Origin of the sequence: Oceanobacillus timonensis (genome assembly GCF_900166635.1) — a bacterium.
Taxonomy (GTDB): Bacteria; Bacillota; Bacilli; order Bacillales; family Amphibacillaceae; genus Oceanobacillus; species Oceanobacillus timonensis.
On sequence record NZ_LT800497.1, the window covers coordinates 271,842 to 291,949 of the forward strand.

General features: G+C 38.8%; 18 protein-coding genes. 15 read left to right on the forward strand and 3 right to left on the reverse strand.

Going from position 1 to position 20,108, the window contains the following annotated elements; genetic code table 11:
- Position 1 precedes the first annotated feature (1 nt).
- The 10 genes from B7E05_RS01720 (at position 2) to B7E05_RS01765 (ending at position 12,057) form a co-directional block, all read left to right on the forward strand.
- Positions 2-475 carry a transcriptional regulator GutM gene (locus B7E05_RS01720; protein WP_080872020.1) on the forward strand — a complete coding sequence of 158 codons (474 nt, stop codon included), beginning with the start codon at positions 2-4 and terminating at the stop codon, positions 473-475.
- Complete coding sequence (gene srlA / locus B7E05_RS01725; RefSeq protein WP_080872021.1) at positions 459-1,010, forward strand: PTS glucitol/sorbitol transporter subunit IIC; 552 nt, start codon at positions 459-461, stop codon at positions 1,008-1,010. Before B7E05_RS01720 ends, srlA begins: the two co-directional genes overlap by 17 nt.
- A gap of 9 nt (positions 1,011-1,019) precedes the next feature.
- Entirely contained in the window at positions 1,020-2,042 is a 1,023-nt protein-coding gene (srlE, locus tag B7E05_RS01730) for a PTS glucitol/sorbitol transporter subunit IIB (RefSeq protein ID WP_080872022.1), read from the forward strand.
- Between the two features lie 43 nt (positions 2,043-2,085).
- Positions 2,086-2,439, forward strand: a complete 354-nt coding sequence (locus B7E05_RS01735) for a PTS glucitol/sorbitol transporter subunit IIA (protein ID WP_080872023.1) — start codon at positions 2,086-2,088, stop codon at positions 2,437-2,439.
- A gap of 310 nt (positions 2,440-2,749) precedes the next feature.
- Positions 2,750-4,150, forward strand: a complete 1,401-nt coding sequence (locus B7E05_RS01740; protein ID WP_080872024.1) for a purine-cytosine permease family protein — start codon at positions 2,750-2,752, stop codon at positions 4,148-4,150.
- A 476-nt stretch (positions 4,151-4,626) separates the two neighbouring features.
- The gene (ltrA, locus tag B7E05_RS01745; protein ID WP_080872025.1) at positions 4,627-6,015 is read left to right on the forward strand and encodes a group II intron reverse transcriptase/maturase; all 1,389 of its coding nucleotides are present in this window, start codon (positions 4,627-4,629) and stop codon (positions 6,013-6,015) included.
- 356 nt (positions 6,016-6,371) lie between these two features.
- Entirely contained in the window at positions 6,372-7,697 is a 1,326-nt protein-coding gene (locus tag B7E05_RS01750) for a hypothetical protein (protein WP_080872026.1), read from the forward strand.
- Positions 7,698-7,726: 29 nt separating this feature from the next.
- Positions 7,727-9,163 (forward strand): M20 family metallopeptidase, encoded by a 1,437-nt coding sequence (locus B7E05_RS01755; RefSeq protein ID WP_080872027.1) that lies wholly within the window; start codon positions 7,727-7,729, stop codon positions 9,161-9,163.
- A gap of 15 nt (positions 9,164-9,178) precedes the next feature.
- On the forward strand, positions 9,179-10,693 hold the full coding sequence (locus B7E05_RS01760) for an AbgT family transporter (protein WP_080872028.1): 1,515 nt from the start codon (positions 9,179-9,181) through the stop codon (positions 10,691-10,693).
- Between the two features lie 71 nt (positions 10,694-10,764).
- Positions 10,765-12,057: an amidohydrolase gene (locus B7E05_RS01765; protein ID WP_080872029.1), complete on the forward strand. Its 1,293-nt coding sequence runs from the start codon at positions 10,765-10,767 to the stop codon at positions 12,055-12,057.
- Between the two features lie 241 nt (positions 12,058-12,298).
- On the opposite strand, the gene B7E05_RS01770 is transcribed toward B7E05_RS01765, so the two are convergent.
- Together B7E05_RS01770 and B7E05_RS01775 are read right to left on the reverse strand one after the other, a co-directional pair.
- A complete protein-coding gene (locus B7E05_RS01770) occupies positions 12,299-13,495 on the reverse strand; it encodes a spr1629 family repressor/antitoxin (protein ID WP_080872030.1) in 1,197 nt (398 codons plus the stop codon).
- Between the two features lie 24 nt (positions 13,496-13,519).
- Positions 13,520-14,263 carry a spr1630 family ClpXP-sensitive toxin gene (locus B7E05_RS01775; RefSeq protein WP_080872031.1) on the reverse strand — a complete coding sequence of 248 codons (744 nt, stop codon included), beginning with the start codon at positions 14,261-14,263 and terminating at the stop codon, positions 13,520-13,522.
- 321 nt (positions 14,264-14,584) lie between these two features.
- Here B7E05_RS01775 and B7E05_RS01780 point away from each other — a divergent pair, with 321 nt between their 5' ends.
- Positions 14,585-15,349, forward strand: a complete 765-nt coding sequence (locus tag B7E05_RS01780; RefSeq protein WP_080872032.1) for a 2OG-Fe dioxygenase family protein — start codon at positions 14,585-14,587, stop codon at positions 15,347-15,349.
- 174 nt (positions 15,350-15,523) lie between these two features.
- Here B7E05_RS01780 and allD read toward each other — a convergent pair whose 3' ends face one another.
- On the reverse strand, positions 15,524-16,534 hold the full coding sequence (allD, locus tag B7E05_RS01785; protein ID WP_080872033.1) for an ureidoglycolate dehydrogenase: 1,011 nt from the start codon (positions 16,532-16,534) through the stop codon (positions 15,524-15,526).
- 96 nt (positions 16,535-16,630) lie between these two features.
- Between allD and B7E05_RS01790 the strand changes: the two genes are divergently transcribed.
- Genes B7E05_RS01790 through B7E05_RS01805 form a run of 4 tightly spaced genes read left to right on the forward strand, consistent with a single transcriptional unit; the run spans position 16,631 to position 20,106 of the window.
- A complete protein-coding gene (locus B7E05_RS01790; RefSeq protein WP_080872034.1) occupies positions 16,631-17,305 on the forward strand; it encodes a GntR family transcriptional regulator in 675 nt (224 codons plus the stop codon).
- A 28-nt stretch (positions 17,306-17,333) separates the two neighbouring features.
- Positions 17,334-18,353, forward strand: coding sequence for a TRAP transporter substrate-binding protein (locus B7E05_RS01795; protein WP_080872035.1), 1,020 nt, complete (start codon positions 17,334-17,336; stop codon positions 18,351-18,353).
- A complete protein-coding gene (locus B7E05_RS01800) occupies positions 18,350-18,835 on the forward strand; it encodes a TRAP transporter small permease (RefSeq protein WP_080872036.1) in 486 nt (161 codons plus the stop codon). Before B7E05_RS01795 ends, B7E05_RS01800 begins: the two co-directional genes overlap by 4 nt.
- Entirely contained in the window at positions 18,832-20,106 is a 1,275-nt protein-coding gene (locus B7E05_RS01805; protein WP_080872037.1) for a TRAP transporter large permease, read from the forward strand. The genes B7E05_RS01800 and B7E05_RS01805 overlap by 4 nt, the downstream gene beginning before the upstream one ends.
- Positions 20,107-20,108: the final 2 nt, after the last annotated feature.

A 20,108-nucleotide genomic window follows, 5' to 3' on the forward strand; every position in this document is an offset into this window, starting at 1 on the left:
TATGTTTTTAATCATGTTGATTATTATTTTAGCAGTCGGTTTTGTTGTCCAATATTTATTTGGTTTTGTCCAAATTAAGCATTTTACAAAACATTATACAGAGCTTAGAGAAAATGGCCGTGTAGCAATTGGAAGGCGACCGGCGGTTATAAGGTCAGGAACCCTTGTATTATTTCAATTAAATAATAAAAATGAAATCGAAGAAGCCCGTTATATGCAAGGCGTGACCGTATTCTCCAGATTTAAGCAGTTGACAGGTTTAGAAGGTAAGAAGATGAATAAGCTCCAGGAAGAAGACTTCGCAAATTATAATAAACTTTTAAGGCGTGCCATTGTAGATGCGAAGCATACGTTTAATGTGGTACAAGCTGGTGGAGAGATTGAACGCATCCCTTCTCCAATGATGAAAGCAATGAAGAGAGTAAATAATATGTTCACAAAGAAAGGAGTCAAAAAACATGGAGTTCATAGTTAAAATTGCAGAAGGATTTATTAATCTGTTTCAAACAGGAGCCGATACATTTATTGATTGGATGGGATCCATCGTACCGTTAGTTTTAATGTTACTTATCGCAATGAATACGTTAATTCAATTAATTGGAGAAAACCGTATTAATACAATTGCTCAAAAATCATCAGGAAATCCGTTATTAAGGTATATGGTGCTTCCGTTTTTAGGATCTTTTATGTTGGCAAATCCAATGCTACATTCACTTGGAAGATTTATGCCTGAGAAATATAAACCTAGTTACTTCGCAGCTGCAGGTCAGTTTGCCCATACTAGTAACGGGATTTTCCCTCATATCAACCCGGCTGAGCTGTTTATTTTCTTAGGGATTGCTAATGGGGTTCAACAGCTTGGATTCCCTATGGCTGACTTGGCTATCCGATATTTATTAGTAGGTTTAGTAATGAACTTTATTGGTGGATGGATAACGGACTTTACAACAAGTTATGTAGAAAAACAACAAAAAGTAAAACTAAGCAAAAAAGTAAATGTAGAAGGGTAGGTGCAGACCATGAGTGAAAAAGTGAAAATAGTTAAAGGCCCTGGTGGTTACGGCGGCCCTTTAGTAATCGGCATAAGTGGGAAAAAAGATAAATTAATGTATGTAACGGGCGGCCACAAACCGGATATTGTAGATAAAATCTCTGAAATCACTGGAGCTACACCGGTAAATGGTTTTGAAACATCTGTACCAGAAGATGAAATCATGGCAGCTATTATTGATTGCGGGGGTACATTACGGTGCGGCATCTATCCCCAAAAAGGAATCCCTACAATTAATATCATGTCCACGGGGAAAAGCGGCCCTTTAAGACAATATATTACAGAAGACATTTATGTATCGAATGTAGACGTGGATCAAGTAAGTCTGGCTGATGAAGAAGAAACTTCTAATGCAGCTCAAAAAGATTCTTCCAAGGATGCTGAGAAAGAGGAAGAGACGGAGCAAGAAGCAACTTATTCAAAAGATAAAAAGATTATGGAAACAAAAGCAGAGCAAGAAAATAAGAGTTTGCTTACTAAAATTGGTTTAGGGGCAGGGAAAGTTATTAATACTTTCTACCAAGCTGCGCGTGATGCAGTAGAAACGATGCTACAGACAGTCATTCCTTTTATGGGATTTGTTGCCTTATTAATAGGAATTATTCAAGGTTCCGGTATTGGTGATTTATTTGCAAATATCATGTCACCACTGGCAGGGAATATCTGGGGTCTCATGGCTATCGGTTTTATCTGTTCTTTGCCATTCTTAAGTCCGTTACTTGGGCCAGGGGGAGTTATTGGGCAAGTACTCGGGACATTAATCGGTGTTGAAATCAGTAAAGGAAATATCCCTCCGAATTTAGCATTACCAGCATTATTTGCTATCAATACACAAAACGCTGCAGACTTCATTCCTGTAGGATTGGGTCTTGCAGAAGCAGAGACAAAAACAATTGAAGTCGGCGTACCATCTGTCTTGTATTCCAGATTCTTAAATGGTGTACCAAGGGTGTTTGTCGCCTGGCTGGCAAGCTTTGGCCTGTATAAATAATAAAGTAAAAAAAGGAAATTAATAGATTTAGGAGTGTTCCATCATGTATCAAACAACCATTAAAAGTATAGGAAATGACGCAAAAGCATTTGAAGCAGAAAAAATGATGATTTTATTTGGGGATAATGCGCCTAGTGAGTTAGCAGATTTCTGCTACGTGATTGATTTAGTATCTGTTGAGGAAGATATTGTAGCAGGAGATACGTTAAAGTTGGACGATGTTTCTTATCAAATTACTAGTGTTGGTAAGGCAGTAAGGAAAAACTTAAACGATTTAGGACATATCACATTAAAATTTGATGGTAGTACAGAACCGGGGCAGTCTGGATCCCTTTATTTAGAAGATAAAGAGATAGTAGATGTGAAGCCTGGGAGTACGATTACGATTGGGAAATAATAGAATAGGTTGATGATGCCCCCATAAGTGGACAGGAAGGACTGCCGCTTGTGGGGCATTTTATATACATTGAAAGATGAGATCAATATAAACACCAGATTATCCACCCTATTACTAAGATAAACGGGGCGTTAAGCAGATAAAAGAAGAATAACCGTATTTTACAGGGGAATATGCACCATAATAGGGTTTGTTCATCTCCTAATTAATTGATAGTATGTAAAAGTTCGACTGAGAAAATAGTCGTTTTCTTAAGTAAAACATATGAGGCACAGAATATGTGAAAAAATGTACAAAAGGAGATGATCATATGAGATCTGAGATTTCTTCGGATCAAAATCAGGACCAAGAATCAAGTGATGATTACTCATTGGGCAGAGTCCCTGTTCATAAAAGAAATATGGGCTGGTTAAGTATTACGAATATTACATTTGGCATTGCAACTGCTATTTTCTATTTTCAAATGGGAAGTGTTATGGCACTTCAATTTGGCGCAATTAACGCCATTATATCTGCTGTCTATGCCATTGTTGTTGCTGGTATCCTCGGAACATTCATTGCATATCTATCTGCAAAGTCTGGTATGAACGTAAACTTATTATCAAGGGGCGGCGGTTTTGGCTATATTGGCGCATCCTTGACTTCTCTGATTTACGCCACTAATTTTATTATGTATTGCGCACTTGAGGGGTTAATTCTAGTTGCTGCTGTACATGAATTCTTTCCTGTTATCCCGGAATGGGCTCTGATTCTTTTCTTCGGCACACTTGTTATTCCTTTGAATTGGTTTGGCATAAAGCAATTAGATAAATTACAAAAATGGTCATTGCCATTATTCTTTCTATTTTTACTAGCTGCCATTATTGTAGCGGCAATGAAACCATCTCTTTATGAGGGTAGTTTTTGGACTTATATGCCGGAAAATGTGCAAGTTGGTGGAACAGCCTTACTGCTTTGCATCGGAATGCAGCACGGTATTATGGGACTAACACCACTTCTGGCTTCCGATTATGCTCGCTTTCTTAAACCAAAAGACCGGAAAATAGGTATACTCGCTATTGGATTTATCCCGCAAATTTTCTGTTTCGGTGTGATGGGCGGACTTGGAATTTGGTTCGGTGTTCGTCTAGGAGAAGCCAATCCGGGTGTATATATTGTGACACTGCTTGGAATATGGGGCGCATTATTCACGATGATTACGCAAGTAAGAATTAATGTGACGAATATCTATAGTGGATCCCTATCATTATCCAGTTTCTTTGAAAATATTTTTCATTTTAAACCGGGCAGACGTTTTTGGGTTGTTGTAACAGGTGTATCTGCGATGGTTTTGATGCTCGCAAAAATTGTGAACCATCTTGACACAGCGTTGACATTCCAGGGCGTTTTCCTATTATCTTGGGCGGCTGTTCTTGTAACGGATGCTGTTTTTGTGAAGCGGGTTTTAAAAATTGGACCTGGATATTATGAGGCGAGACAAGAGAATCTTCATCAATGGAATCCGGTAGGTGTTGCTTCACTTGTTATCGCAAGTGGTCTCGGAACGATTGCTGCGCTGGGTTTTATGGGAGAGTTTCTGCAAAGCACGGCAGCATTTTTTGCTGCAGTACTTGCCTCTATCTTAACTGTTGTTATCGCCATGATAACGAAAGGAAAATACTATATTAAAAAAGAAGCGCATGATATTGAAAAAGGAGACTATATAGCCTGATACGTGAAACCTTCTACATGAATTTGTAGAAGGTTTTTCAGTGTGCGCCCTGCATGGGTGAGAACTTGGTGGTGAAAGTCCACTACAGGCTTGGCAGTAGGAACTGTTAGCGAAAGACAAGGTGGCTATTGTGAGATAGTGGCTGAAGGAAGTCAGACGCAAACTCCTGGACTGACGAACAGAAATTAGATAGAAGGCTGGATTAGGTCGGATAAATCTGCACTACAAGATGAAGTCCAATACTGCCCGAAACCTATACAGTAAATCTAGCAGTTATATGGGAGGAAAGTTCTCACTCTTACCGGGGGAGGTCTTGTGAGGGTGATGAACAAGTTGAAGAATAACGAGTCAACACAACTAAGGTGGTGACATCTTGGTGAATCACAAGAAGTCAGCAGAGGTCGTAGTAGTGTGAAAAGGCCAAAACATGAAGGACCGAACAATCGTAATTTTGAAAAGTCTAGGAGGTGTGAAAGGTGCGAGAACTGCAGAAAACAGGAGAACCTGGCTATCGGCAGAGAGATAATGTGGAACATGAAGGGTATGTCGAAGTGCATAGTGCCTTTCATGGTGAAAAGAACAATCAAAATGGTGTATCCAATCTGTTTGAAAGAATCCTTTCAAGGGACAATCTAAATCAAGCTTACCTTCAAGTGGTCAGAAACAAGGGAGCAGCGGGAGTGGATGGTATGACATACGACCAGCTGCTTCCATACTTGAAGGAGCACAGGGAAGAACTATTAACGCAGTTGTATCTTGGGAAGTATAAACCTCAACCCGTAATGCGGGTTGACATTCCAAAACAAGACGGCGGAATAAGAAAACTTGGAATCCCTACCGTTATTGACCGAATGCTTCAACAAGCAATAAACCAAGTGTTACAACCCATATTTGAACCGACGTTCTCCGATAATAGTTTTGGGTTTCGTCCAAAACGTAGTGCACATCAAGCCATCATACGGGCAAAATCGCATTACGAACAAGGGTACAAACATGTGGTGGACTTGGATATGAAAGCCTATTTCGATACGGTCAATCATGACAAACTGATGTATTTTGTGGAAAAACAGATCACAGATAAACGCGTACTACGCTTGATAAGACAATATTTATTAAGTGGAATCATGATTGACGGCATCTTTCAAAAATCAGAGGAAGGAACGCCTCAAGGCGGGAACCTGTCTCCGTTACTCAGTAATATTTACTTAAACGAGTTAGACCATTTACTGGAGAAACGAGGACACCGGTTCGTGCGTTACGCAGACGACTGTAACATTTATGTAAAAAGTAAAAGAGCAGGTCAACGCGTAATGAAAAGTATTACGAAATTTCTCGAGATGGATTTAAGTCTTACCGTGAATCGGGAGAAGAGTGCGGTTGGAAGCCCTCTGAAACGAAAGTTTCTAGGCTTCTGTCTCCTCGTCACAAAGAAAGGTGTTCAGATTCGTCCGCATTATAAAGCAAAAGAGACCGTTAAACAGAAACTCAGACGAATCACGAAACGTAATCGTGGACGAAGTATCGATAGGATTTTAAAAGAAATCCAGCAACTTATGACAGGGTGGATAAATTACTATGGCATAGGAGAAATGAAAGGATTTATGAAGAATCTGAATGGGTGGTTGAAGCGAAGAATTAGACAATATATCTGGAAACAGTGGAAAAATCCACGTACGAAACGAAAGAATCTAATTCAGTTAGGTATCGATAAACGGAAAGCTTATGAATGGTCGAATACAAGAAAAGGTTACTGGATTATATCAGGTAGCTATGTACTCCACCGTTCATTGACAGACAAAGAACTGGCATCGAGAGGATATAAAGATATCGCTCTTCAATACCAGTTCGTACACTCAAACTATTGAACCGCCGTATACGGAACCGTACGTACGGTGGTGTGAGAGGGGCGAGAAGTTACTTAGCTTTTCCCTCTACTCGATGTAGAGATGTGAATGTTTGTATTCTTGGTTCTGAAGACCTTGAGGTAGGCAGTCTCTCTCTAATCAATAGCATGATTTAAGAAGAATTCCGTTAATAAGTGTTTTGAAAATAAATATAAGTAACATAAAATCAGAGATAAACAGTCATTATTAACGAATATTATAACCTTTAAAAGGTAGTTGACAAATAATAAATATTTTAGTAATATTTCATCAATTAAGGAAGTATTCCTTAATTGATGAATTTTCTAAAATTAATCTGATTGGAGGTGGTAGACGATATGCATCTTAAATTTGGTGTGATTGGACCTGCTGAGTCCGTGGAGAAGATTCTGGAAGTGGGAAAGGAATTTGAAACGATAACTTTTCTACCCTTCCCTTATGAAGAAATAGAAGAAATGTCAGAAATAATTGAAATCAATCGTTATGTTGTTGATCAATGGTTGTTTTCTGGTCTTTTTAATTATACGTATGCTATGGAAAATAAACTGATTCAAAAAGACGAGGGGGGTTACCCTACTTTATATGGGTCGAGTTTTTTTGGAGAACTGCTTGAAGCGCAATTAAATGAAGGAAGGATTTTTACTAAAATCAGTATTGATAATATTGCCAGAACAGAATTGGATAAAATTTTATCTTTTTATCATTTGGATGCTTTGACATATTATACCATGCCTTTTCAATCGGATTATTCGAGAAAAGATGTCATTACTTTTCATAAAAAGCTTTATGATGAAGGAAAGATAGAGTTGGCAATAACGACTCTTAATGCAGTTTATTATCAGTTGAAGGAAGCGGGAGTCCCGGTATATCGGTTAACAGCTTCATATATGTCTATTAAATTGACAATTGAATTGTTGGTAGAGAAAGCTCAGGCGAATCTATTTGAGAATCGGCAAATGGCCATTATCGGCTGCAGATTAAAGAATGCAGAGAAAACAATGACACAGCATCAGCTTTTTCAATGGAAGTATCATCAGCTCAATTGGAACAAATCCCTGCTGGAGATTACGGAATTGCTTCAAGGGTCACTTGTAGAAGAAGGGGATGGCTTATTCTTTATCTTTACCACCAAAGGTGAGATTGATAACCAGGCCGAGAGTGCTTTATTGAAACTAATTGAAGAATACCAGATTAGAGATCAGCTTGAGGCATCTATAGCCATTGGTTTTGGGGAGAACGTACTGCATGCAGAACAGAATGTCAGGTATGGTTTGAGTCAAGATGTATATGAAAAAGAAGCCTCTATTCTCCTTGTGGAAGGAGCGGGCGAATTATCGGAAAAGTCTGTTGACTCGCTGGGGAAATCGCTGGATTTAAAAAGTTTGGAAGAAGAATTAACGAGAAAATTTGCCGATGGGTCGGCAAGTCCCCGAGATGTATTACGAATTATTGTGTATTCCCATAAGTATCACCAGCAGGAATTTACTTCAGAGGATATTTCCAGATGGCTGCAAAGTACAGAACGGAATGGAAGAAGGATATTGGCAGAGCTGGAACAGGCCAACATTATTAAAAAATGCGGGAAAATTCAGTCCAATCAACGAGGAAGACCTAAAAACGTGTATTGTTTCATTGATGATAATCTTTTACAATTACAAACTTAAAATAAATAAGCTAGGAGGAATCAATAAGAATGAAAGAATATATTAAACGCTATCTTGAGGAGAATAAAGATTATTTTTCAGAAGTTTCAAGTTATATATTCCGTCATCCTGAAACCAGGTTTGAAGAATATGAATCTGCAGCATATCTGGCAGGAGAGTGCGAAAAACAGGGATTTCGGGTTGAGCGCAATGTCGCTGGTATAGAGACAGCATTTACAGCTGCGTATGGTTCAGGAAAGCCTGTTATTGGATTTTTAGGAGAGTTTGATGCGCTATCTGGTTTGAGTCAGAAGCCGGGGACGACGCACTATGAACCATTAAAAAATAATGCAGGTCACGGGTGTGGCCATAATTTATTAGGTACAGGTGCGTTTGCGGCAGCTTGTGCCGTGAAGAGCTTTTTGGAAGAAAATAACCTCGCTGGCACAGTTGTTTTCTTCGGCTGCCCAGGGGAAGAAGGCGGATCCGGGAAAACCTTTATGGTTCGGGAGGGTGTTTTTGATAATGTTGATGCAGCGTTGACATGGCATCCATCACCAGCGAATGCGGTGATGAGCCGTCCAACCTTGGCAAACTATCAGGTATTTTTCCGTTTTAAGGGCACAGCTGCGCATGCAGCCAATTCCCCGCATCTGGGAAGAAGTGCCTTAGATGCAGTCGAACTGATGAATGTTGGTGTGAACTACTTACGCGAGCACATTGTAGACGATGCTCGTTTACATTACGCGGTTACGGATTCCGGCGGTATTTCACCGAATGTCGTTCAATCGAATGCAGAAGTTTTATATTTAGTAAGGGCTGCAAGGGTGCAGGAGGCAGAAGAAATCTTGGAACGCGTCAAAGATATTGCCAAAGGAGCTGCCTTAATGACCGGAACCAAGTTGACGGTAGAGTTTGATAAAGCTTGCTCAAATTATATTCCGAATCGCAGTTTGGAAAAGATATTGCACCATCAATTAACGGAATATGGTGCGGATGCAGCAACAAAAGAAGAAGAAGTGTTTGCCGAAGCCATTTGGGAAACGTATACCAAAGAAGAGCAATCCTTTTATGTAGAGTTGATGAGAGGGTTTGGCTACATTGGTGATGGAAGTGAGTTTGCTGGTAAATATATTTCAGATTGTATTTCACCGTATGAAGCATCCAGCGAGCTGTTTCATGGCTCAACAGATGTGTCAGATGTAAGTTGGGTGGTCCCGACAGCGCAATTGACAACAGCCACTTCCGTACTGGGTACACCTTTACACACGTGGCAAATGACAGCACAAGGATTAAGCAGTATTGCTAATAAAGGAATGCTCCGTGCTGCGGGGAGTATGGCTCTTACTGGAATAAGTTTATTAACTTCTGAAGCTGACTTGAATGAGGTGAGAGAAGAATTTCAAGCATTTGCGAAAAGTAATCCATATCAATGTCCTATTCCTCAAAATGTAGAACCATCGAAATTAAATGGACAAAAAATCTAATGAAGAGGTGAATTCATGAAAAAGAAAAAGAGCTTTTTTCAAAAATTTCTGGATATCGTTGAAAAAGTAGGAAATAAACTACCGGATCCATTTGTGTTATTTATTGGACTGGCAGTATTAATGATTATTCTTTCATGGATTTTTAATTTGTTTAATGCGTCTGTTGTTCACCCTGGAAGTGGAGAAGAGGTACCGATTAAGAGTCTGCTTTCCGGAGAAGGACTGGAATTTATCTTAACATCGATGCTTGATAACTTTACAGGCTTCGCACCACTTGGTTTAGTTCTGGTAATGATGCTCGGTATTGGACTGGCAGAAAAGGTAGGATTGCTTGATTATACGATTCGAAAAACGATTCTGAAGTCACCGCCCTTCCTTTTGACATACACAGTTGTGTTTGCAGGTATTATGGGAAATCTTGCATCCGATGCAGCGGTTGTTTTAATACCTCCGCTTGCGGCATTGGTTTTCTACAAGGTAGGCCGTCATCCATTAGCCGGGTTAACAGCCGGATTTGCCGGTGCTGGTGCCGGGTTTACGGCTAACTTGTTTATTGCGGGGACAGATGCCTTGTTAGCCGGGATTTCTACGGAAGCAGCCCAGATTGTAGATGAAACAATGCTTGTAACTCCTGTTGACAACTGGTATTTCAACATTGTATCTGTATTTGTTCTGACGATTGTTGGAGGCCTTGTCACAACGCGTTTTATCGAACCACGCTTAGGTAAATATGAAGGGAATGCCGTGGAAGAGGCGGATGCCGAAGAATTGCCTCATGCAGGTAAAGGCCTGTTATACGCGGTAATTGCAGGACTTATATATATAGGCATTGTTGCGGTGGCAGTATTTATTCCAAATAGTCCGTTGACAAATGAAGAGGGCGGCATTATTCCTTCTTCACCATTTTTAGACGGGATCGTACCGCTTGTTTTGTTCCTATTTATTATTGTAGGAGTTACCTTTGGAATCACTGTAGGAAAAATAAAATCAGGAAAAGATGTCAGTGGTTATATGGCTGAATCTATCAAGGACATGGCAAGTTATATCGTACTCGTTTTTGCCATTGCGCAATTTACTGCTTATTTTAACTGGAGTAATCTTGGAACATGGCTTGCAGTAAATGGAGCAGACTTTTTAACCTCCATTAACTTTACAGGAATAGGTTTGATTATCGGCTATATTATTTTCACCGCACTGTTGAACTTTCTGATTACGTCAGGATCAGCGAAATGGGCCATTGAAGCACCTATATTCGTGCCTATGTTCATGCAGTTAGGTTATCATCCTGCATTTACACAGGTAGCGTACCGTGTCGCGGATTCATCGTCAAATATCATTACACCATTATTCCCGTATATGGTTATTATTCTGGCATTTATGCAAAGATATGATAAAAAGGCAAGTATTGGGACATATATTTCTCTCATGCTTCCATATACCATTACATTCCTTGTGACATGGATTATATTAATTCTAATATTCTATTTTACAGGAATACCGTTTGGGCCAGGAATCTATCCGCATTTATAAAATGAATTCTCAAATCAGTAGAAGTTTGACAACAGGATAAAAATAAATATGAAGAAGGAGTCATGATTTTTATGAAGCAAGAAGTGTTGGCAGAACAGTTAGTTGATTGGCGCAGAGATTTTCATCAATATCCTGAAACAGGATTCCTGGAAATCCGGACTGCTTCCAAGGTTGCAGGAGTTCTGGAGAAATTGGGATATGAACTTTCACTGGGGAAAGAAGTAATGTCAGAAGCAGACTGTATGGGAAAACCGGAAGAACAGGAAACGAAGCAACACGTGAAATGGGCCTTGGAAAATGGTGCTGATAAGAAATATGTAGAGTATTTTGCAGAAGGGTATACAGGTATTGTGGCAACACTGGAAACTGCGCAGCCAGGTCCAACTATTGCGTATCGGTTTGATATGGATGCACTGCCAATCCATGAATCCGAAGAAGCAGACCATGTTCCGAATCAACTTGAGTTTCGCTCAGGTGTCGCGAATACGATGCATGCTTGCGGTCATGATTCGCATACGGCAATTGGTTTGGGATTGGCAACACAGATTGCAGAAAATCAAGATAAGCTTCGTGGAACAATTAAGCTTATTTTTCAGCCCGCTGAAGAAGGTACTCGCGGCGCAAAATCAATGGCCGAAGCGGGCGTAGTCGATCAGGTGGACTACTTTATTGCTTCCCATATTGGAACTGGCGTGCCGCATCGGCATTTTGTAGCGGCAAACAACGGTTTTCTGGCTACTTCTAAGCTGAATATTACCTTTCAAGGGGTAGCGTCACATGCTGGTGCTGAACCTCAGGAAGGGAAAAACGCCTTACTCGCAGCAGCTTCTGCCGCTTTGAATATGCACGCTATTGCTCGTCATTCGAACGGGTCTTCGCGAGTTAATGTCGGTGAGTTGCATGCAGGAACGGGGAGGAATATTATTCCTGATCAGGCAGTATTAATCGCGGAAACAAGGGGAGAGACTTCAGAAATAAACCAGTACGTGAAAGAACAGGTACAATCGATTGTAGATGGTGCTGCAAAAATGTATCAACTTGATTATCAATTGGAAGTCGCTGGTGAAGCATTGAATTGTGATTGCTCCTTAGACTTGGCAGAGATTTTAAAACAATGTGCCACGTCGCACCCTGAAATGGATCAGGCATTGCTGGAAAGCAATGATAGCGCTGGATCAGAGGATGCAACGTATTTTATGGAAAGAGTGCAGCGCAATGGCGGTTTGGCAACTTACTGTATCTTTGGAACCGAATTAGCAGCAGGTCATCATAATGAAAAATTTGATATTCATGAGGATACGTTATTGCCTGCGGTGGAGATACTGTATCAAGCAGTTGAAAAGCTTGGGGCGAAGGAAAGATAGTAAGAAAAAGAAGTAGAAAAGGCGAACCATTGCGATGTTTAGCCTTTTCTGCTTCTTTTAGCTTGGAAGGTCAAAGAGTAGGAATATTACGTTGAAACGGGAAGAGAATATGAATTTGTTCCATGACATTTTACTAAACAATTTTAGTTTAATGAAAGGGACATTGAATCATAAATAATTCATGGCTATAACAATGAATAAGACCTAATCTTATGGAAGAGAAACAGAATTTATTATCATTTTATCTTATAAGCGATGAAATCTCCGCAACATCAGCCAATTCAAAATCCTGCTTTTCCTGCAAGTACTGATTAAAAAAGCTTTCTTCTATTCCTGTTAATTGATAAAAGAAGCCAAGTTCAGCCCTCCAATCGACATCTATCATATGCCGTATATCAATGATACTTTCCTTCACAGCATAAACGATAATAGATTTGATTTTCTGTGGTTTTTGAATAGGTAAGGTATCGTCAAGAGGTTCTTGTTTTTGATATCCTTTTCGATGAAGCGCAGCATAAAAGTTGCGATGTTTTTTAGAATCCAGAATACCTAATTTCAATGCCTGATATCCTAAAACCTGAATAGATACAAACCACTTTTTCTTTAAATCTATATAAGCATCTGGATTAGTTGGTCTTGCAATGGACTGAAACTCTTCTTGCAGGACATGTTCAGGAAGTAGAAAGGCACCTGCAAATTGATTGGCTTCATTCTCGAGAGCTCTATACTCTTTGCGATCTAAGTTCGTAAATTCTACGCGATAATGGAGTAATAAATGACCGAGTTCATGAGCAATATCAAAATTCCGACGAACGGCAGAGCGTTTTAAGTTTCCCAAGATAATAAAAGGTCTATCCTGCTCCGTCCATAAGCTATAAGCATCTATTTCCTCGCCAATAGCTCTTTCAAAAATAAAAACACCACTTTTTTCAACTAGAAACATCAGATTATGGTTCGTCATCTCATTAAGACCCAGCTCTTTACGTGCTAACTTAGCTATTGCATTTATTTTTTCTTGTCTACTATCTGTTGCAGAATTTAAATAATGAATGACTCGGTTTCTTAGCTGAATAATTCTCTGAGTTGGATAAGAAATCTTATTGGATAAATAATCTACAAACCGATCGAGAAATTCCATTTGTTTTGCCTCTGCTTGTGTTTTAGACGTCCGGTTCATTTCTTTTGATCGATAAGCAATATTCATTATGTTAATATTCATCTGGTTATTCGCATTTTGGAGTACATCCTTTTTATAAAAATATTTGCTTTTTACATGAAATATACTCTTTAAATCATTAACTATCTGCATTTTTGGTGATGTATAATTATTTTCATATTGCCAAACTGCTTGCTCCGTTATTCCCAACATATCAGAGAGCTGTTTACGTGAATATCCATGCATCATCCGTAAATTAGTTAGATTTTCACCTTGAAACATGCGTTGCCCTCCTTGTCGTAAAAACTATTCTTGATCTTCTTCTAATATGCCAATGTCAAATGCTGCAGGGTCAATTATATCATCATCTTGTTCTGGAGCAATGATATCCCTTTCTTCATCGGTTAATTCAGAACCTGAAATATATTCAGAAAGGTCTTCAATCATATACGCTTTATTATCATCAGGATTTGGAAGATAATGCGTGATATCAGATATTTGATAAGCTTCATCTATTTTATAGGTAAGAATATGAAATTCATTATAAGTTGTTTGCAGATTTGTCAGTTCCTCTTTTGCTTGCCTGTCAGTCATAAATAAAGAAAGTTGCTCGCTCATTTCATTTGGATGATTCACATTCTTAGATGTATGTGTGAAATCAAGGTGTTTATTTATTTTTGAAAGTTCATGGAGATAAGTTCTTTTCGCTTTTTTATGGTTAGTGTTTCCGGGAAGTACCGCTTGTGAAAAACAATCTTTATTGAAGTAGGCTGCATTTTTAATTAAAAAAAGTTTTTTGGTATCACAATGAACGAATTGTAAATAATCCAATGTCAAACCAGCTTTAGCACGCCTATATGTTAAATGAAGTCTGTCACTATTTTCGGCAAGCTTACTTTCGATAAAGTTTCCCTTTGTCCAAGCAAAGGCAGAGCTGATTTCCATGTGTTGATGACGTTCTTTACGATGGTCTACATAATCCCGGTAACCTTCTACAATAGCTTCTACGATACATTTACTGTCATTTGGGTCAAATTTATATTGCTCCATGTAATCACCTCGTAAGATATGATTTTAAATAAACATCTAACTCTATCATAATAGAATGATTGTATTAAATCCATGAAAAATATAATATTTTTTAAAGTAAATGTGAAAATAATTGTTTATTTTAAAGATGCGATGATGATTTGATTATAAAAATACCGTTTTATTTTCTCTGTGAATATATGTATTTTCATTTTCATACAATTACTGATAACCGCTGCAGCCTTCCCCTATTTGTATTTTCCACCCAAATCATCTAAAATTAAAATTTGGATTCCATATTCTTTAAAAGCAAAACGATGGAAATAAAAGGAGTAATTATAGATGAGTCATTTAAAAAATAAAGGCTATGCGCGGTATGATTTAATGCAGCAATTAGACTATGAAGGAATCGAAGCAGATTACCAAGCTTTATTAGATTATTTTGAGGATCTTCCTGTCGATGAATATGCAAAAGGATTAAATCGTTATAGAAGATATTCTCGTGCCCTTGTGCTGCCGACATCTGGCCAGATTGAATGGCTTCCGACACTAACGAAAAACGGAGAAGAATATTCCGCGTACTTCCAGGGAAAATTTAATCCGGAGTATACGGGCTCATATCGAGAGTTTCCTTATATAGATAAAGAAATACAAGCAAATAAACTGTTAGAAAAAATTATTCTGTTTGATTACCATGAAACATTCTGGAAAGAAGAAGACCGCATTATGCCGATACATGTTGGCGTGCATTTTGTGAAATTGTATGTAGAGAATGATTCAGATAAAGCTGTTTCTTCTCCAAACTGTTTTCACCAGGATGGGGAGCCGTTTACTTTTGCCCATTTAATCAAACGGGAAAATGTCCAAGGCGGTACAAATGCGATTGGTGTTCCGAAAGCAGCAGGAGAAACGTTTGATACAGTTAATCAGGATGATGTGATAGAAGTATTTGAGATTACAAAACCTCTGGAGTCCTACGGCGTGGAGGATTCGGCCGTTTCGCACTATGTCAGTCCGATTGAAAAAGGAGATGCAGAAGAAGCAGGTGTACGTTCTGTTATCTTAATTGATTATCAGCAGACGGTTGTAGCTGATGTAGACGATTAATAAAATATATTCCATATTTGAAAAACGTCATGCGAGGGCAGGGGTGTCTGCCTTACATGACGTTTTTTATATAGTCCTTGTTATTTGAATAGGAGCATCTATAATATTTTTAAACTTTTAAAGCACCTGAAGAGTAGGAATAAGAAAAACATAACAAGCGAATAATCTACCTACTTATTTTTCTAGTTCCTTTTGCAAAAATGCCAGAACGGAATCTGGTAATGGAATGCCTTCTTGTTCTCTTTTTTGTGCAGTGTATGTCTCTATTTCACCAGGAACATAAACTCTATCCGTGTTTGAGGAAGGAGCAGTTCTTCTTAGCTCCTCAATCATTTGGTCCAGACGGGAAGTAAAGATATCAGCAGACACAAATTTTGCCGGATCAATTGCCATAAAGAAATGTCCTAACTCCCTGTTTTTATCATATTCCCCATACATTTTAGAAACATGAGGTCCAAAAGCTGCGCCAGTCAGCATAGCAGTGAAGATTTCCACAACCATTGCCAGCCCATATCCCTTTGGACCGCCAAAAGGAGATAATGCAACAACTTTACTTGGATCATGGGTAGCTTCTCCGTCGTTGTCGACTCCCCAACCATGAGGAATATCCTCTCCTTTTTCTTTTGCATTTAAAATTTTTCCTAAAGCGACGGTACTCGTAGCAAAATCTAATATCACAGGTTCCTCCTTATTTGCCGGGAAACCAAACGCCATTGGATTTGTACCGAAAAAGGGTTCTGCTCCGCCAAAGGGAACAACTACTTTATCTGTATGCGTCATAGCTATACCGATTAAATTATTTTGTGCTGCCTGTTCAACAAAATAGGAAAGTGCACCGCAATGACTGCTGTTTTTAACTGCTACCGCACCTGTTCCAGCTTCTTTTGCTTGTTTTATTGCTAGGTCCATTGCTGTTTTTGAGATATAGTGACCAAATCCATTATCCCCATCTAAGATACTGGTAGACGGGGATGTTTTTGTTGCTTGCAATTGAGCAGCTGGATTAATTCCGCCGGATTGAATGCGTTTAATATAATGTTCAACACGTAAAACACCATGAGAATCGACACCTCTTAAATTTGCGTGAACTAATACATCGGCAATTGCCTCAGCCGCTTCCTCTGTTACCCCATGCTTTAAAAATATTTGCTTCGTTGTATGTTGCAGTTCTTTACTTGAAATCATAAACATTTCTCCCTTCTTTTCTGCAAACGCTTAAATTTATACTAGCATACTTGTATGGTAGTGTGGTAGAATAAATTTCAGAAAGGAGCTAAAAAAATGTTAAATCGAACTCCGTTTAAACATTCCACGAGAGATTTTGTTTATGAATCATTAAGAGAATCTATTATAGATTTAGATTTGCCGCCGGGTACAGCGATTTCTGAAAAAGAAATTTCTGAAGAGCTGGAGGTTAGCCGTACACCAGTTAGAGAAGCTTTCTTGAGGCTAAAAGAAGATGAGCTTCTGACCGTGCTTCCACAAAGGGGATCATTTGTGGCATTGATTGATTTAGACCATGTGGAAGAAGCCCGCTTTTTACGAGAACAGGCAGAAGCCGGAATTATTCGGTTAGCATGTGAAAAGTTCTCTGATGAACATCTGCATAAATTAGAAACAAATTTAGCAGAACAGAAGAAAGCTAGAGATAATGAGGATGAAAATACGCTATACGATTTAGATAAAGAATTTCATCGACTGTTTGCAGAAGGAACAGACAAGTATCGTGTATGGACAACCATTCAAAAAATGGATACGCATTCTTTGCGGCTCAGGAAATTAAGTATCGAATTAAAACTAAATTGGAAAAAATTAGTTGAACAACATGAGGCAATGGTGGAAGCTATCAAGGAAAAGGATCCAGAAAAGGGAGAAGATCTGATTCGGGAACATCTGACCATGCTGATATATGATCAAAAAGCATTAAAAGATAGATATCCAAATTATTTCAGTTAACTAAAAAAATATAAAGGGGTTACACGTCATGTTAAAGAGATTGTTTGTATTCAGCGTGCTTACTATCCTTATTCTTAGCGGGTGCTCATCAACAAAGGAGAGTGCTGCTAAAGAAGATGATGTGACACATTGGAAGATGACACATATTTCCGATGAAAGTCATCTTTGGCATCGCACAGCTGTTAAATTTGCCGATTTGGTAGAAGAAAAAACAGATGGAAAAGTAGTAATTGATATTTACCCAAATAGTCAATTGGGCAGTGAAGTAGATAATATCAATTCCATCCGCTATGGGGCAACGGATGTAACTATCACAGGGGAGACATTAGAAGTGTGGACTCCTAACGCTATTATGTTAGCGATGCCATATGCGTTTGAAAGTCAAGAGCATATGCGCGATGTCATTGAAGGAGACATTGGAGAAAAAATTGAACAGGATATAAAAAAAGATGTTGGATTAACGCCGCTGTTTTATATGGAACGCGCTCCGAGAAATTTAACCTCTAATTATCCGATTTCCACACCGGAAGATTTACAAGGGTTCAGTATGCGTGTGCCGAATGTGCCGTTATTTTTAGATTCCTGGTCATCAGCTGGAGCGCAACCGCAGGTTATCAGCTTGAGTGAGGTATTTACAGGGTTGCAGCAGAGCGTGATTGATGGACAGGAAAATCCAAATGATTTAATCGAAAGTAATGGTTTTTACGAAGTTCAAAACTATTTAAATACTACAGAACATGTCCGTTCCTGGATTTATGTGGTGGTCGGTACAGAACAGATGGAAGCGCTGCCTGAAGATCAGCAGGAAGCTGTCAATGAAGCGGCGGCAGAAGCAGAAGCATATTCACAAGAATTATTTGAAGAAGAAATGGAAACAGTTCGTCAAAGTCTGGTCGATAATGGAATGGAAATCAACGAAGATGTTGATCAGGAAGCTTTCCGCGAGGCAATGCTGCCTGCATTGGAAGATTATTTTGATGAAGAACAGCTTGAATTGTATCAGGAAATCTTAGATGCTGCTGATGATAACGGGGGTGAAGAAGAATGAATCTGATGAAAAAAGTTGACAAGATTCTCGGGATGGTAACGATGTTGCTGTTTACAGCTTTATTGCTTGTCGTTATTATTCAGATTTTAAGTCGATATTTCCCGTATGATTTTATATGGACAGAAGAGCTTTCCCGTTATCTATTTGTATATTCGATTGTTACAGCGGCACCGCTGGCATTGAGGAAACAAGAGTTCATAAGAGTAGATTTACTTATTGAAAAGTTGCCAGAGCACACTAGGAAAGTATATGAAAGCGTTATTTCTGTTTTGATTTTTGTATTTTCCCTCGTGTTATTTATTTATGCAATCCAGTTTACCAATCTGGGAATTGATTTCTATGCTCCTACCTTAGGTTTTTCAATGGCTTACGCCTATGCGTCTGTCCCATTGCTAGCCATTTTGTTAATGATTTATTCGGTGGTGTCTATTATTGATCAATTTCGTAATGAACCACAGGAAGAGGAGGAGGAGCAGTTATGATGGCATTATTGCTTTTTGGGTTATTCTTTTTATTAATTGCTGTTGGTGTTCCTATTGCATTCAGCTTAAGCATATCTTCATTGGTTTATCTTATCGTTGCTGGGGTCCCGTTTACAGTTATTCCCCAAACAATGTTTGCTGGATTGGATTCTTTTGTCATGTTAGCTATTCCTGCTTTTATTTTGGCAGGTAATTTAATGAATGCTGGCGGCATTACCAATCGGATTATTGATTTCGCAAACGCTGTTGTTGGGCATATCCGAGGCGGTTTAGGGTTAACAAACGTAGCTTCCTCGTTAGGATTTGCGGGGATTTCCGGCACGGCCTTATCAGATACTGCCAGTATCGGGTCTGTTATGATTCCTGCCATGAAGAAACAAGGTTATGGTGCAGGGTTTTCTGCAGCAGTTACTTCTATTTCTTCAACGGTGGGTCCAATGTTACCGCCATCTTTACCGATGATTATTATAGGTACACTTGCAGGTATTTCTATTGGAGATTTATTTTTAGCTGGAGCCATTCCAGGAATCCTTTTAGCTGTAGGATTTCTCATTGTTACATATGCTATTTCTGTTAAACGTCAATACCCAAAGGGAGAAAGACAATCCTTTTCCGTGATTGGAAAAACATTTTTTGGTGCATTTTGGGCGCTGTTAATGGTTGTTATTATTCTTTGGGGAATACTTGGAGGTTATTTTACTCCGACAGAAGCAGCTGTCGTTTGCGTTGTTTATGCATTTGTTGTAGGGAAATTTGTTTATAAAGAATTAAAGTTAAAAGAAATTCCAAGCATTTTACTAAGCACGTTACGCTCTACTGCCTCCATTTTGTTACTTGTTGGATTTGCCAATACATTTGGATGGGTTTTAGTAAGTGAAGGGGTACCTCTGCAGATTGCCAATGGCATTTTATCACTGACAGACAATCCGATTTTGGTGATTTTATTAATTATTTTATTACTGCTTATTGTCGGAATGTTTATGGAGACAATTGCAGCACTAGTGATTTTATTCCCGGTACTGTTGCCTGTTGCAGAAAGTATTGGAATGGATCCAATTCATTTTGGAGTTGTGATGGTACTGGCACTGATGATCGGCCTGTCCACACCGCCTTTAGGTGTTTGTCTATTTGTGGCTTCCACATTTGCTAAAATACCAATCACTAGAACAGTAAAAGAATTATTACCTTTCTTTGGCGTGGCAATGCTTGTGTTGATTATAGTTGCGTTTGTACCCACTCTATCATTGTTTTTACCAAGTTTATTTGAATAAAG

Bases quoted from the DNA above. Each gene is read 5' to 3' on its own strand.
- srlE (WP_080872022.1), top strand. From the start codon at position 1,020: ATGAGTGAAAAAGTGAAAATAGTTAAAGGCCCTGGTGGTTACGGCGGC.
- B7E05_RS01765 (WP_080872029.1), top strand. From the start codon at position 10,765: ATGAAGCAAGAAGTGTTGGCAGAACAGTTAGTTGATTGGCGCAGAGAT.
- B7E05_RS01800 (WP_080872036.1), top strand. From the start codon at position 18,350: ATGAATCTGATGAAAAAAGTTGACAAGATTCTCGGGATGGTAACGATG.
- B7E05_RS01750 (WP_080872026.1), top strand. From the start codon at position 6,372: ATGCATCTTAAATTTGGTGTGATTGGACCTGCTGAGTCCGTGGAGAAG.
- B7E05_RS01780 (WP_080872032.1), top strand. From the start codon at position 14,585: ATGAGTCATTTAAAAAATAAAGGCTATGCGCGGTATGATTTAATGCAG.
- B7E05_RS01790 (WP_080872034.1), top strand. From the start codon at position 16,631: ATGTTAAATCGAACTCCGTTTAAACATTCCACGAGAGATTTTGTTTAT.
- B7E05_RS01770 (WP_080872030.1), bottom strand. From the start codon at position 13,495: ATGTTTCAAGGTGAAAATCTAACTAATTTACGGATGATGCATGGATAT.
- B7E05_RS01735 (WP_080872023.1), top strand. From the start codon at position 2,086: ATGTATCAAACAACCATTAAAAGTATAGGAAATGACGCAAAAGCATTT.
- B7E05_RS01740 (WP_080872024.1), top strand. From the start codon at position 2,750: ATGAGATCTGAGATTTCTTCGGATCAAAATCAGGACCAAGAATCAAGT.
- allD (WP_080872033.1), bottom strand. From the start codon at position 16,534: ATGATTTCAAGTAAAGAACTGCAACATACAACGAAGCAAATATTTTTA.
- srlA (WP_080872021.1), top strand. From the start codon at position 459: ATGGAGTTCATAGTTAAAATTGCAGAAGGATTTATTAATCTGTTTCAA.
- B7E05_RS01760 (WP_080872028.1), top strand. From the start codon at position 9,179: ATGAAAAAGAAAAAGAGCTTTTTTCAAAAATTTCTGGATATCGTTGAA.
- B7E05_RS01795 (WP_080872035.1), top strand. From the start codon at position 17,334: ATGTTAAAGAGATTGTTTGTATTCAGCGTGCTTACTATCCTTATTCTT.
- B7E05_RS01720 (WP_080872020.1), top strand. From the start codon at position 2: ATGTTTTTAATCATGTTGATTATTATTTTAGCAGTCGGTTTTGTTGTC.
- B7E05_RS01805 (WP_080872037.1), top strand. From the start codon at position 18,832: ATGATGGCATTATTGCTTTTTGGGTTATTCTTTTTATTAATTGCTGTT.
- B7E05_RS01755 (WP_080872027.1), top strand. From the start codon at position 7,727: ATGAAAGAATATATTAAACGCTATCTTGAGGAGAATAAAGATTATTTT.
- B7E05_RS01775 (WP_080872031.1), bottom strand. From the start codon at position 14,263: ATGGAGCAATATAAATTTGACCCAAATGACAGTAAATGTATCGTAGAA.